Genomic DNA, 13220 nt, shown 5'->3' on the forward strand with positions numbered 1-13220 from the left:
ACGTGCCACGCCTACCAAGAACAATAGCCTAAAGCTCCAGTCCCAGGCCACGGCCACGCTCTCCGAACCGAAACTCCACCTGCCCTGCCTGCAGAACCCCGGTGAGACCCTGGCCACGACACGCCTCCAAACCCGCTCGCCAAGGCGCCAGGGTGACCACGGTGCGGCTCTCGACCGCCGCATAGGTTCGACCGCCCATGTGAACTCTATCGTTGTAGACGCCGGAGAAGGGCTGTCCTTCCTCAGCCTTGACGACCAGTTTCTCGCCCTTTCCAAGCCTCTTGAACTGGGTCTCGATCTCCATCGTCCAGAGGGCGAGCATGTCCTTGTCGGTCAGCTTGGAGCCATCGCCATCGCCATCGCCGATCCCCCACCCCTTTCGAATCTCAGCCCGTTCTTGTCCCAACCTTCTGGCTTCATCCGCCATGGTGCCCGCGCCGGGATCAGGTTCGAATCCGCCAGCAACCTTGTCCAGCCAGGTGACGCCGCGCGCTGAGGTTTGAAGGTGCAGAGGCCTGACGTCGAGCACTCGGACTTCGACGTCGGCGGGACCGTGTCGCGCCTGATCCGCCGCCAGCGCCCGCGAGACGTAGTCGGATGGAATGGCGAACCGGTCTTGGCGCAGAGGCTCAACCGCACCTTCGCGGCTCATCGCTTCGAGCCGTCGAAGGTGGCGATCTATGAAACCAGGCCGATCTTCGGGCCGAACGGCGAGATGATCGGCTTCAGAATAAACGCCGTTCCTCAGTCGCGCGATCTGGGCGATGGTCTGGTCCGAAGCCCTTTCCCTCCACGGCTTTCCCCGCAACTCGATAACGGCCCGCTCGGGCACGCGATCCAGGATCATGACGCGATCCAGTGACGCCAGCCGCACATGCCCCAGACGTCCATCCATGGTCTCAAGCACGAGTAACTGGGCCGCCTTCTTGTGCCATTTGAGCGGCTGAACGCCGGCGTAAGCGCCAACGACCACCTCGCCTTCCGAGAGACTCAGCGGTTCGAGGCGATTGGTCTGCCCGCCCCAGAAGCCGCCCCAGAAGCCGCCCCAGATGGCGCACGTCGCGGCGGCTTCACGCGCCTCCTGTTCACCGAGATTCCGCAGGATATCGCGCAGATTTTCAGGGACGGCCCAAAAGCCTTGGCTATCTCGCTGAGCCCATCCGCGACGCTCAAGATGGACCAGACGGCGGAGGGCGTTGGCTCTTTCTCCGCTTTCCAGACCCTCGATATTGACCTTGCCGTCGCCCTGCCTGCGCAAAAGCGTGTCATCCATCGCCGTCAGTCGGTCCGCCGTCAGATCACGGATGGAAGTCGTCCGGTCGGACCTCGGACCCAGGATTTCGGTCGCCAGGGCCTCGCACCGGCTGCGCAGGCCTTGTGCTGCATAACCGCGGCTGAAGACAAGGTCGCGCCCGTCGTCGCGCAGACCGCGTAAAATGATGTGGAGATGGGGCCGTCCGGTGTCATAATGCGCTACGGCAAGCCATTCGAGCGGCGTGCCGGTGTCGATCTCAACCTGTTTCATCATCCGCCGTGCAAACGGCCTGACGTCCGCGAGCTCTTGTCCATCCTCCGGGTTAACGACGATCCGGTAATGACGGCGGTCATCTGCCCACCGATCGACCTCCGCCTTGGCGTCAGGCCGGTCCTCCTGCGGCCCGAAAAACGCTGCTCTCGCCCCCTCCTCGCCAGCGCCCTCCCGTCCGAAGTACCGCACACAGGCTTTCAGGGAGGCGCGCGCGTTCGGTGTCCTCATCACGACCTTGACCTTCACGAACACGCGACGCGACGGCCCGGCTCCCCGAAAGGCAGGCCGGACCCGCTTCACGATCGCCTTGGCTGCAAAGTGTCGTGTTCGCGCCCTCAAGGGCATCGACGCCGTCGCACGACCAAGCAGGCCGACGGCCCCGCGGGGATAGTGATCTCTGCGCGCCGTCATTGACGGACGAAATGGAAAATCCTCAGGATCGTGAGGCGTGGCCATGAGGCAACCTTGTCGTCAACAACCGCTTTGTTCGCGAACCGTCCACCGGTCGCCGGGAGTTTTGCGAACAAAATCGCGCCTGTCGCGCCCTGAGTTATTCCGTCGGATTGACGACGTTTGATCCCCTTTGATCCGGGTGCATCGCGATCGGTTGTGTTCGGGCCTTAAGACCTGGGCGCTCTGACGACCGCCCATCCCACGCTCTTCGCTGCTGACTGTCCGTCCGTCAGTTCGATCCGGTGCAGCTGGATAACGTCCGCTTCACGGCCGAAAAACCGCTGGAGACCGAGACGGTCAAGGCCGCCATTGCCGAAGCCGAAGCGGCGCTGAACGGTCAGGGGCGCCTGCTGGTGCGGCCGTCGGGCACGGAAAAACTGATCCGCGTCATGGCCGAGGGCGACGACGAGGCGCTGGTGAAACGGGTGGTGGCCGATGTGGCGGGCGCGGTGCGCGCCGCCGGCTGATGGCCTGCCTCTAAGGCTTGCACGCCGCCGGCGGATCGCCGTCGCGTTCCCACAGTTTGCAGGACCGATCGATCTCGCCCTGGATCAGGTCGCAAGGATTGGCGGCGTTGCAAGGTGGGCGCGTTGCCGGGCTGACCTGAATGCAGCGCTCGACCAGGCGGGCCGAGGCGGCGGACCCGATGGCTTCACGACACGGAACTTCGCTGACCGGAACCGGCTGAGGCGCCATGTCCGGCCCCTCGGGGAGGCTGGCCTGGGGCTCCTCGGCGGGCTTTGGCGGTTCCTTGGCCGGCGCATCCGCCTTGGCAGGCGGAGCGACCGGCGCGGTTTCCGGCTGTAGAGGAACCGCATCGATCACGTCGGGGTTCGACGTCGAATCGCCGGACGACGGCGCTGCTCCGGGGCCGGAAGGCTGACATCCGGCCATCAGCACGGCGCAGGCGGCCAGCGAAAGCCATTGGGATCGACGCATCGACTTGTCTCCGGTCAGAACCAACCGGACAAGAATGCCCGCCTGCGGCCGAGGGCGAAACCCCCTATCGCTTCACCGCCGCCAGCGCCGCCTTCTGCAAGGCGAACAGTTCGGTGCAGCCGACCTCGGCCAGTGAGAACAGCCGGTCGAACTCGGCGCGCGAGAAGCCGCGCTTCTCGCCGGTGGCCTGGACCTCGACGATCTGGCCCGCGCCGGTCAGGACGAAGTTGGAATCGGCTTCCGCCTCCGAGTCCTCTTCGTAATCCAGGTCCAGAACGGGCACGCCGTTGCAGATGCCGCACGAAACGGCCGCCACCTGATCCGTGATCGGATCGGCCTTGAGCACGCCCTCGTCGCGCAGATAGTTGAGCGCCAGGCTCATGGCGACCCAGGCGCCGGTGATCGAGGCCGTGCGCGTGCCGCCGTCGGCCTGGATGACGTCGCAGTCGATCAGCACCTGACGTTCGCCCAGCGCCTTGAGGTCCACCACGGCGCGCAAGGAGCGGCCGATCAGCCGCTGAATCTCTTGCGTGCGACCCGACTGTTTGCCCGCGGCGGCCTCGCGACGGCCGCGCGTGTGGGTGGCGCGCGGCAGCATGCCGTATTCCGCCGTCACCCAGCCCTGGCCCGTGTTGCGCATCCAGCCCGGCACCTTCTCCTCGATCGAGGCGGTCACCAGCACCTTGGTGTTGCCGAAGGTGATCAGGCACGAACCCTCGGCATAGCGGTTGACGCCGGTCTCGATGGTCACGGGACGCAGTTGGTCGTCGGTGCGTTGCGAATGGCGCATTGAGATGAATCCTTGGAAGCCGAGGCGGCGGTGCTTATCCTGAAACCGTGAGCCTGTATGCCCCCAAAACCCCGCCGTTCGACAACGGCCAATCCCTCGCAGGGTTGGCGGGGCTGGACGCACGCGCCCGCGACATCTTTCGCCGCATCGTCGAGAGCTATCTGGAGACGGGCGAGCCTGTCGGATCCAGGACCCTATCGCTGGGCGGGATCGCCCTGTCACCGGCCTCGATCCGCAACACCATGCAGGATCTGACCCTGGCCGGGCTGCTGGCCGCGCCCCACACCTCGGCGGGGCGAATCCCCACCCATGCAGGCCTTCGCCTGTTCGTCGATGGCCTGCTGGAAGTCGGCGACCTGACCAAGGAGGAGCGGCGCGAGATCGACGGGCGTCTGGCGGGGCGCGGACGCAACTTCGAATCCGCCCTGGACGAGGCGTCCAACCTTTTGTCCGGCCTGGCGGGCGGCGCGGGCGTGGTGTCCAGCCCCGTACGGGACTCGGGCGTGAAACACGTCGAGTTCGTGGCCCTGGGCGGGGATCAGGCCCTTGCCGTCATCGTCGCCGACGACGGCACGGTCGAGAACCGGATCATGACCCTGTCGGCGGGCGTCACGCCCTCGACCCTGGTCGAGGCCTCCAACTTCCTCAACGCGCGCCTGCGCGGCCGCCCCTTCGCCGACGCCAAGCGCGAGATGACGCACGAACTGGAAATCGCCCGTCGCGAACTGGACCAGACCGCGGCCCGCCTGGTGGAAGACGGATTCGCCGCCTGGTCCGGCGGACCCGACCGCGAGCGCGCCCTGATCGTGCGCGGCCGCGCCAACCTGCTACAGGACGGCGAGGGACTGGCGGACCTGGAACGGGTGCGCGTCCTGTTCGACGACCTGGAGCAGAAGGAACAGCTGATCGGCCTGCTGGACGGCGTCGATGCGGCACAGGGCGTGCGCATTTTCATCGGCGCGGAAACACGGTTGTTTTCACTTTCGGGTTCCGCCGTGATCGCGGCGCCCTATATGAGCGGCCGACAACGGGTTCTGGGCGCCATCGGCGTCATAGGGCCCGCAAGACTGAACTACGCCCGTGTCATTCCGTTGGTGGACTATACCGCCCGGGTGCTGGGCCGGATGCTGGACGGGAACGACAAGTGAGCGACAAACCCCTTAACGACGAATTCGACGCCCTGGATGCGGCCGAGACCGACGCCGAACACGGCCTGGACGCCCATCCTTCTGAAAATCGGGGGGACGACCTGACGCCCCTGGACGCCGTCATCGCCGAGCGCGACGAGTGGAAGGACCGCGCCCTGCGCGTCGCCGCCGAGATGGAGAACCTGAAGCGCCGTTCGGAAACGCAGCAGAACGACGCCCGCGCCTTCGCCATCCAGCGCTTCGCCAAGGATCTGCTGGGCGTGGCCGACAATCTGGAACGCGCCCTGATGGCTGCGCCCAAGGACGCCGAGGGCGCCACCGCCGGCCTGGTGACCGGGCTGGAACTGACCCAGAAAGCCCTGCTTCAGGCCTTCGACAGCAATGGCCTGAAGCGCGTCGCGCCGGAAGCCGGCGAGGCGTTCAACCCGCATCTGCACCAGGCGATGATGGAACAGCCGTCGGACACCGTGCCCGGCGGATCGGTGCTTCAGACCATGCAGTCCGGCTTCGAACTGTTCGGCCGCACCGTCCGCCCCGCCATGGTCATCGTCGCTGCCAAGGGCTCGGGCGCGCAAGGCCCCAACCCCTATGGCGCCGCGCAGGCGCCCGAAGGTCAGGCCTTCGACGGCAAGGCCTGATCCCGGATCAGCAGGCGGCGTCGGTCAGAACTGACGCCGCCAGGCTCCGATCAGCGCAAACTCCGGCTGCGCATCCGCCACATGGCGCGGCTCGCGGCTGGCCACAGCCTGCAACGTCATGCTGGAGCCGTCCCACAGCCGACGCTCACCACCCAGGATGAAATCGATCTGACGACCGCTGGGCGACGCCGAGAAGCTGCGGCGCGAATAGGTCAGGGGATCGAAATATTCGACCGGCACATCGGCCAGCAGCGCCGAGAATGTCCCGCTCTCGATCCGCAACGGCTGCGACAGAGTGAAGCTGATCCGGTCGCAGACCATCGTACAGCCGGTCAGCAGGCCCAGCCGCCAGTTCGAACTGATCGCCGCCTGATCCATCGACAGGAACCGACCCTCGATCTGCGTCGACCCCATGCCCGCCTCGCCGATCAGGCGCAGACCGGGCCACAGGGTCCAATCCCCACCGAGCGCATAGAAGGCGGTCCGCGACGGCAGGGCGAAGTCCGACCCGCCGGGCAGGAAGGCGCCCAAGGGCCCCAGCCTTTCGTCCAGGGCGCCGACGCTGAATGACAGGCCGCCCTCCGCGCCCCGCCATCCGATCGCGGCCCGGCTATAGGTCGAGGCGTCCTGCTCGACGCGGCGCAGCGGCATGCGACGATCCCCGCCGCCGCTTTCCGCCGAAACGGTCACGGCGCCGAACCGCATCGCCCCGCGCACCGCATGGTCGGCCTGGGCCAGGGACGCGAACCCGTCGCCGGCCGAGCCTTCGAACGGCGACGCCGCCCCGCCCTTGCCCTGCCAGACCGAGAAGTTCATCCGGCCGGTTTCCAGGTCCAGCATGGCCTCCTGGCGCGGTTCGTCGCCCATCCACGGCGCATCATAGAGGTCGTGACGTGGCGCCACGGGTTCGGGCGTCGCGCTCGGCTGGGCCGCGATCAGGTTCAGTCGCCCGCCGCCCGGCAGGGCCAGGGTGGTGGTCGCCGTGGTGTTTTGTTCGAACGGCGCGGCCTGATAGGATCGGCTGGGCGCCGTGGGATAGGCCCCGCCCAGCTGGACCGCGAACATCCGGTCATAGGCGTCGTACAGCACCGTGTTCAGCGCGCTCTGACGCAGGAAGGCGTCGCCGAAGGCCGCGCCGACGAAACTGCCCGGTTCGCTGAGGGTCACGATGGAGCTTCCGTCCGCCATCGGGGTCGAGGTCGTGCCGACAGGTCGAAAGGCGCCGGCCACGTCCAGCAGGCCGCGCCCATAGACGATGTCGGTTCCCGGGTCGCCCGCATCGCGCGCCGTATCGACCAGAATAGCCAGGGCCGCCCGCGCGCTCAGATTGGGGAAGGCCTGCATCAGTAGCGCCAGGGCGCCCGAAACATGCGGCGCCGAAAACGAGGTGCCGTTGACCCGCCAGCAGGACGTGCCTTCGCAGCCGGTGATGACGTCTTCGCCGGGCGCAGAGATGTAGCCGGCCGCCGTGTCGCCGGCCCGGTTGGAGAAGCTGGACATGACATCGGTCGCGCCATGCGAACCGACGGCGATCACGCTGCCAGCGAAGCGGGGGTCGATGGCGTAGCGCGCAGGCCAGCCCGGATTGGCCTCGCCGTCATTGCCCGACGAGGCCACGATCACTGCGCCGGAGTTCACGGCCCGCAGCAGCGCCGCCTCGAACGCCGAGCCCAGCCGCCCGTCGCCGCCCAACGACATGTTGATGATCTTGACCCCGTTGGCGACGGCGTAGTCCAGGGCGCGCACCAGGTCCGAACTGCTGAAACAGACCTCGGTGTTCTTGTCCGTGCAGTCCGAGATGTCGGTGCGGATCGACAGGATGGTCGACTGGTAGGCCACGCCGATCGTACCGAAGCCGTTGAAGTTCGAGGCGATGACGCCCGACACCCGCGTGCCGTGGCTGCTTGAGGCGACATAGGGGGTGTTGCGGCCCGCGACCACGTCGGTCGAGGCGCTGGAAATCCGCCCTTCAAGCTCGGGCAGGGTGTTGGCGATGCCGGAATCGACGACGGCGACGGTGACGCCCGAGCCGGTCGCCCCGGCCTGCCAGGCGACCTGGGCCTTCATATTGGCCAGGCCATAGTTCCGCAGATATTCGCTCGATGTCACCGAGGGCGGCGGCGGGGGCGGGGGCGGGGGCGGTGGTGGCGGAGGAGGAGGCGGGGGTGGCGGAGGTGGCGGTGGAACAGGGGGCGTGATTGCGCCGCCACCACCACCGCCGCCTCCCCCGCCGCCGCCGCACGCGGCCAGCGGAAGGAACAACAGGCCCAGGCCCAGAACGACCGCTCCGCGACGCCGCAATCCGTTCATGCCGAACCCTCCACTCAGGCCGCCCTCCGCAGCCTTCCCATCAGTAACGCCCTAATTCTTTAACGCTTTATCGAAGGTGGCCAGCAGTTTGGACCAGCCGTCCCTGGCGTCGGTCTCGGAATAGCTGGCGCGGTAGTCGGCGTGGAAACCGTGCTGCGCGTCGGGATAGACGACGATCTGGCTGCCGGTCTGACCGGCCCGCGCAAGGGCTTCGCGCATCCGCTCCACGCTGGCCAGCGGAATGCCCTGGTCCTTGCCGCCATAAAGGCCCAGCACCGGCGCCTTGAGGTCGTCGGTGATATCGACCGGCCAGGGCTGACCCGACGAGATCTGCACCGGTGTCGCATCGGCGGCGGGGGCCAGACGGCCATACCAGGCCACGCCGGCGCCGATGGCGGCGAAGCGGGCCGCCGCCTGCCACACCACCTTGCCGCCCCAGCAATAGCCGGTGATCCCGACCTTGCCGTCCTTGGCCCACGACTGCTGGCTGGTCCATTCCAGCGTCGCCGACAGGTCGCCCATCACCTGCTCATAGTTGGCCGCCCCGACGATCTGCATGATCCGCTGCATGTCCGACAGGGGCGCGGGATCCTCGACCCGGTTGAAGAAGGCGGGTGCGATGGCGGCATAGCCCTGCTTGGCCAGGCGGCGGCAGATGTCGCGGATATATTCGTGGACGCCGAAGATCTCGGACACCACGACGACGACCGGGAAGGGCCCATCGCCCGCAGGCCGCGCCACATAGGCCGGAAGCTGGAACCCGTCCGGCGCGGCATAGGTCACGGTCTCCGTGGCCAGGCCCGCCTCGTCGGTCGTGATCGGCTTGGCCTCCTTCGCCAGGGCCGCGACGGCATAGCCGGAGAACAGCAAGCCCCCCAGCGCCCCCAGGCTTCGTCGGCTCAGCTTCAGATCGTCGGCGGTCTGGCCTTCGGGACGGATCAGGACGGTCATGGGACGCTCCAACGCGGGAAAGCGGTCAGAGCATCACGCCCGGCGCCGAGCGTCCAGTCACGTTAAGGCGCGCTGTTGAAGTCTAGACGACCTCTACAAACGAGAAGAAGGGCGCTCAAGCAGCGAGCGACCGCGTCGCGAGCGTTAGCGCCCTTTCTTCTCAAGATTAATGTCTGAAGACCCGCACCCCGGTGAAGGCCATGGCGATGCCCTTTTCGTCGGCGGCGGCGACGACCTCGGCGTCGCGCATCGAGCCGCCCGGCTGGATCACCGCCGTGGCCCCGGCCGCGACCGCTTCCAGCAGGCCGTCGGCGAAGGGGAAGAAGGCTTCGGAGGCGCAGGCGCTGCCTTCGGCCAGCGACTGGGCCAGACCCTTGGCCTCGCCCGCCTCCTTGGCGCGGATGGCGGCGATGCGCGCGCTGTCGCGACGGTTCATCTGGCCGGCGCCGATGCCGGCCGTCTGGCCGTCCTTGGCGTAGACGATGGCGTTGGACTTGACGTGTTTGGCCACGGTGAAGGCGAACAGCATGTCCTGGATCTCGGTCGGCGTCGGCTGGCGCTTGGTGACGATCTTCAGGTCCGACGGCTTGATCAGCGAACGGTCGCGAGATTGGATCAGGAAGCCGCCGGCGACCGAGCGGAACACCTCGCCCGGCCCGTGCGGATCGGGCAGGCCGTCGGTGATCAGCAGGCGCAGGTTCTTCTTCGAAGCAAAGACTTCCTTGGCCTCGTCGTCGGCGCCGGGGGCGATGACCACTTCGGTGAAAATGCCGGTGATGGCGCGGGCGTCGTCGCCGTTCAGCGGGCGGTTGACCGCGATCACGCCCCCAAAAGCGGAGACGGCGTCGCATTCCAGCGCGCGGGCGTAGGCTTCCGACAGGTCCTTGCCCACGGCGACGCCGCAGGGGTTGGCGTGTTTGACGATGACCACGGCCGGGGCCTCGAACTCCGCGACCAGCTCATAGGCGGCGTCGGCGTCGGCGATATTGTTGTAGCCCAGCTCCTTGCCCTGGACCTGGGTCGCATAGGCCACGCCCGGACGGCGCTCGCCGGTGCGATAAAAGGCGCCGGTCTGATGCGGGTTCTCGCCGTAGCGCAGGGTCTGGGCCAGCGAACCGGCGATGGATTTGCGGGCCGGGGCGACGTCCTCGACTTGGCTCGCGAACCAGCCCGAAACGGCGGCGTCATAGGCGGCGGTGCGGGCGAAGGCGCGGGCGGCCAGCCGCTTGCGCAGGGCCAGATCGGTCGAACCATCCGCCTTCAACGCCTCAAGGATCAGACCGATGCTCTCGCCGTCCACGGCGACGGCGACATAGCCGTGGTTCTTGGAGCCCGAACGGATCATGGCCGGGCCGCCGATGTCGATGTTCTCGACCGCCGCCTCGAACGAACCGCCCGCAGCAACGGTGGATTCGAACGGATAGAGGTCGATCCAGACGATATCGATGGCGCCGATGCCGTGGTCGGTCATGGCCTGGGCATGGTCGGCCGCATCGCGCACGCCCAGCAGGCCGCCGTGGACGATGGGATGCAGGGTCTTGACCCGACCGTCCATCATCTCGGGGAAGCCGGTCAGATCGGCCACGTCCTTGACCGGCAGACCGAGCTTTTGGATCGCCGCACGGGTGCCCCCGGTCGAGACCAGTTCGACGCCCAGGTCATGCAGGATGCGGGCGGCGTCTTCCAGCCCGGCCTTGTCGGACAGGGAGATCAGGGCGCGTTGCGGCTTCACCTGATCGGGCGCGGGCGGAAAGTCGGGAGCGGCGGGCATGAGGCGGCGTCCGTGAAGGCTGGGGGAGGATGGCGCGCCCTCTAGACCCAAACCGGCGTCACGTCACCCCACGGACGGTTTCAGAGCCTGATCGGTAGAGATCAAATCGCTACGCGATTTTATCGATGCCGTGAATCAGGCTCTTGCGTCATGTCGGCTCGCCGCTTGCTCCGGCCGGGCTCAGCTTCCAGCGAATCTTGCTCTCGCTGTCGGTGCGGGCCGAGCCGCGCACCACGATCTGCAGCGAGCGGCGGGTCAGGCCGGCGTCGATATGGACGCTGGGTTCGATGGCGACATCGGGACCGTCGGTCCTGAACCACCAGCCCCGGCCCGAGGCGCCGCGCAGCAGGATCGAGCGGCGGTCGCGCGCCAGCGAGGCCTGGACCCCCGGCTCCAGATGGAAACGGATGGCGTAGGGGGCCGCGATCTGGCGCAAAATCTCCTTGCGGCCCGGCGTCGGGAACAGCTTCTCCTCGGCCCGCAGCTCGTCCAGCCGCTGGTCGAGATACAGCCGCCGCTGATGGTTCAGGCCGAACAGCTCGTTCCAGCCGTCGTGCTCCATCTCCAGCCAGACGGCGCCGTCGCCGTCGCGCAGGTCCGTCGTCACATGGATCGGCGGCCCGACCAGGCGCGGGCCCAGCAGCTCGCCCTTCCAGCCGCCCAGCGGCTCATTCAGCGAACGCTCGCCCAGGGTCAGGGTCGAATGGGCCGGCGTCAGCCGCAAAGCCTGACGATCCGTCGAGGCCGGGGTCCAGCCCGAGCCGGTGACCAGTCGGTCCTTGCCGCAGGCGATCTCCAGCGCCATCGGCTGGGCGCAGGCGGCGGCGCCCCAGGCCCCGCGGGCCGGCGGGGCCGCATCCGCCATGATGGTCAGCAGCGGACTGGCGATGCGCGTCAGGCCGGCGACCGCGCCGGCGGGCGAATGGGCGGCATCGCCCTTGGCCGGGGCGGCCTCGTCGTCATGGGCGCGGGCCGCCGCGACGCGTTCGGCGCTGGAGGGGCCGCCGCCCTGAAAGCTGGCAAGACGGCCGTCGGGCAGGGTCAGAAGCCGCAGGCCCTGGGTCAGCCGGGCGATGGCGGCCGAAACGCCGTCCGGCGTCGGCTCGGACAGTTGCGACAGGGCGTCGTCCAGCGTCAGCAGGTCGAGCAGAAGCTCCAGCCCCGCCTCGGGACTGCGCGAGGCATGGCCGCCGTCGTCCTGGACGGTGGCCTTCAAGGCGCCGTCCAGCCGCCCCAGCGCGCGACGACGCAAGGCCTGCCCCGGCGCGCCCGCCAGGACGCAGCCGCCGATGGCCGCCGCCGTCAGCCGTTCGGCCCGACTGGCCAGGCCGCCGGGCGGTCGCAGCAGCTGACGCGTCTGGCGCGCCAGGCTGTCGGCCAGCTTCAAACGCTCGGCCTCGGTCGCGACGGCGCCCATCCGACGCGCGCCGCACGCCAGATTGACCACCCGCCGCCCCAGGATTTCCGGTCCCCAGGCGAAAGGCGACCAGCGCGCGAAGGCGTCGGCCCAGGCCAGGGTCAGACGCAACGCCTCCCGCGCCCCCCGGTCGCCCTGGGCCATCAATCCCGGCAGCCAGGCGAAGGCGTGAAGCTCGACGGCGAACGGCCGCGAGGGGCTGGGCCGGTTCCACGGATCGGACGGCGGCTCGACGTCCATCGACGCCCCCGCCAGCATGAAGCGTCCGGCCAGGACATTGCGGCCCGGCGCCGGATCATTGGGGCGGAAGTCGCGCGGCGTGGCGGCAAAGGCCGTCACCTTGCCGCCGCCCAAGGTCAGTCCATAGCCGGGCAGGCCATAGAGCTCGATCCACAGCTGTCGCGTCGCCACCCGCCCGGCGATGGCGGGCCACAGGCCCGGCCCCGCGATCGTGTCGCCCGAGCGCACCGGCGTGCGCACCGGGGCGCCGGGCAGGCCAGGGATCTGGCCCGAGGCGACGTCCAGCGTGGTTTCTTGCCCGCGCGGGGCGAAGGGGCCGAGCGGGCTCACGCGGCTGCCGGCGCGGCTTTCAGGGCGGCGATATTGGTCGCGTAATCGCCCTTGAACACGAACGACCCGGCGACCAGCGCATCGGCGCCGGCGGCGACGCAGGCCGCCGCGTTGGCCGAGGTCACGCCCCCGTCCACCTGCAGGTGCGCCGCCGAACCGGCCCGGTCCAGAATGGCGCGCGCGCCGGCGATCTTCTTCAGCGAACTGTCGATGAACTTCTGGCCGCCGAAGCCCGGATTGACCGACATGATCAGAACCAGATCGACCAGATCGACCACCTCTTCCAGGATCGACAGCGGCGTCGCCGGATTGAACACCACGCCCGCCTTGGCGCCCAGCTGGCGAATGCGGCCCAGGGTGCGGTGCAGGTGAGGCCCGCTCTCGGGATGGACGGTCAGGACATCGGCCCCCGCCTCGCGGAACGCCTCCAGCCACGGATCGACCGGCGCGACCATCAGGTGCACGTCGAACGGCAGGCTCGTATGCGGCCGGATCGCCTTCACGATGTCGGGGCCCAGGGTGATGTTCGGCACGAAATGCCCGTCCATCACATCGACGTGTATCCAGTCGGCGCCCGCCGCCTCCAGCGCACGGACTTCTCCACCCAGCCGCGCGAAATCGCTGGCGAGGATCGACGGACAGATCAGAGGGGTGAGGGCCATGGCCTCGGGATAAGGCGCGGCGCCGACGGGAGCAACCGGCTTG

Annotated in this window: 10 protein-coding genes and 1 pseudogene; 3 read left to right on the forward strand and 8 right to left on the reverse strand. The window is 68.4% G+C overall.

Translation table 11 applies throughout. The annotated features are described in order from the left end of the window. Positions 1 to 28: 28 nt before the first annotated feature. Complete coding sequence (locus AC3ISA_RS06210) at positions 29 to 1774, reverse strand: DUF3363 domain-containing protein (protein ID WP_489179767.1); 1746 nt, start codon at positions 1772 to 1774, stop codon at positions 29 to 31. Between the two features lie 434 nt (positions 1775 to 2208). On the opposite strand from AC3ISA_RS06210, the pseudogene AC3ISA_RS06215 reads away from it, so the two are divergent. Continuing rightward, a pseudogene (locus tag AC3ISA_RS06215) lies at positions 2209 to 2448 on the forward strand (phosphoglucosamine mutase); the annotation flags it as partial. 10 nt (positions 2449 to 2458) lie between these two features. Here AC3ISA_RS06215 and AC3ISA_RS06220 read toward each other — a convergent pair. Both AC3ISA_RS06220 and rph read right to left on the reverse strand, forming a co-directional pair. Further along, positions 2459 to 2920, reverse strand: a complete 462-nt coding sequence (locus AC3ISA_RS06220) for a hypothetical protein (RefSeq protein ID WP_372691549.1) — start codon at positions 2918 to 2920, stop codon at positions 2459 to 2461. 64 nt (positions 2921 to 2984) lie between these two features. Beyond that, positions 2985 to 3710: a ribonuclease PH gene (gene rph / locus AC3ISA_RS06225; protein ID WP_372691551.1), complete on the reverse strand. Its 726-nt coding sequence runs from the start codon at positions 3708 to 3710 to the stop codon at positions 2985 to 2987. Positions 3711 to 3763: 53 nt separating this feature from the next. On the opposite strand from rph, the gene hrcA reads away from it, so the two are divergent. Further along, positions 3764 to 4858: a heat-inducible transcriptional repressor HrcA gene (hrcA, locus tag AC3ISA_RS06230; RefSeq protein ID WP_372691735.1), complete on the forward strand. Its 1095-nt coding sequence runs from the start codon at positions 3764 to 3766 to the stop codon at positions 4856 to 4858. A gap of 65 nt (positions 4859 to 4923) precedes the next feature. Next, entirely contained in the window at positions 4924 to 5496 is a 573-nt protein-coding gene (gene grpE / locus AC3ISA_RS06235) for a nucleotide exchange factor GrpE (protein WP_489180079.1), read from the forward strand. Positions 5497 to 5520: 24 nt separating this feature from the next. On the opposite strand, the gene AC3ISA_RS06240 is transcribed toward grpE, so the two are convergent. The 5 genes from AC3ISA_RS06240 to rpe form a co-directional block, all read right to left on the reverse strand. Then, a complete protein-coding gene (locus AC3ISA_RS06240; protein ID WP_489179768.1) occupies positions 5521 to 7605 on the reverse strand; it encodes a S8 family peptidase in 2085 nt (694 codons plus the stop codon). 252 nt (positions 7606 to 7857) lie between these two features. Further along, the gene (locus AC3ISA_RS06245) at positions 7858 to 8757 is read right to left on the reverse strand and encodes a dienelactone hydrolase family protein (protein ID WP_489179769.1); all 900 of its coding nucleotides are present in this window, start codon (positions 8755 to 8757) and stop codon (positions 7858 to 7860) included. Between the two features lie 166 nt (positions 8758 to 8923). Then, the gene (purH, locus tag AC3ISA_RS06250; RefSeq protein ID WP_489179770.1) at positions 8924 to 10528 is read right to left on the reverse strand and encodes a bifunctional phosphoribosylaminoimidazolecarboxamide formyltransferase/IMP cyclohydrolase; all 1605 of its coding nucleotides are present in this window, start codon (positions 10526 to 10528) and stop codon (positions 8924 to 8926) included. A 148-nt stretch (positions 10529 to 10676) separates the two neighbouring features. Beyond that, the gene (locus AC3ISA_RS06255) at positions 10677 to 12515 is read right to left on the reverse strand and encodes a heparinase II/III family protein (RefSeq protein WP_489179771.1); all 1839 of its coding nucleotides are present in this window, start codon (positions 12513 to 12515) and stop codon (positions 10677 to 10679) included. Continuing rightward, positions 12512 to 13177 carry a ribulose-phosphate 3-epimerase gene (rpe, locus tag AC3ISA_RS06260; RefSeq protein WP_489179772.1) on the reverse strand — a complete coding sequence of 222 codons (666 nt, stop codon included), beginning with the start codon at positions 13175 to 13177 and terminating at the stop codon, positions 12512 to 12514. The genes AC3ISA_RS06255 and rpe overlap by 4 nt, the downstream gene beginning before the upstream one ends. Positions 13178 to 13220 lie beyond the last annotated feature (43 nt).

The sequence above is a fragment of the Brevundimonas sp. KH_058 genome, assembly GCF_057838505.1.

Excerpts from the sequence above, each read along its gene's own strand:
- AC3ISA_RS06220 (WP_372691549.1), bottom strand. The coding sequence starts at position 2,920 with ATGCGTCGATCCCAATGGCTTTCGCTGGCCGCCTGCGCCGTGCTGATG.
- rph (WP_372691551.1), bottom strand. The coding sequence starts at position 3,710 with ATGCGCCATTCGCAACGCACCGACGACCAACTGCGTCCCGTGACCATC.
- AC3ISA_RS06245 (WP_489179769.1), bottom strand. The coding sequence starts at position 8,757 with ATGACCGTCCTGATCCGTCCCGAAGGCCAGACCGCCGACGATCTGAAG.
- purH (WP_489179770.1), bottom strand. The coding sequence starts at position 10,528 with ATGCCCGCCGCTCCCGACTTTCCGCCCGCGCCCGATCAGGTGAAGCCG.
- rpe (WP_489179772.1), bottom strand. The coding sequence starts at position 13,177 with ATGGCCCTCACCCCTCTGATCTGTCCGTCGATCCTCGCCAGCGATTTC.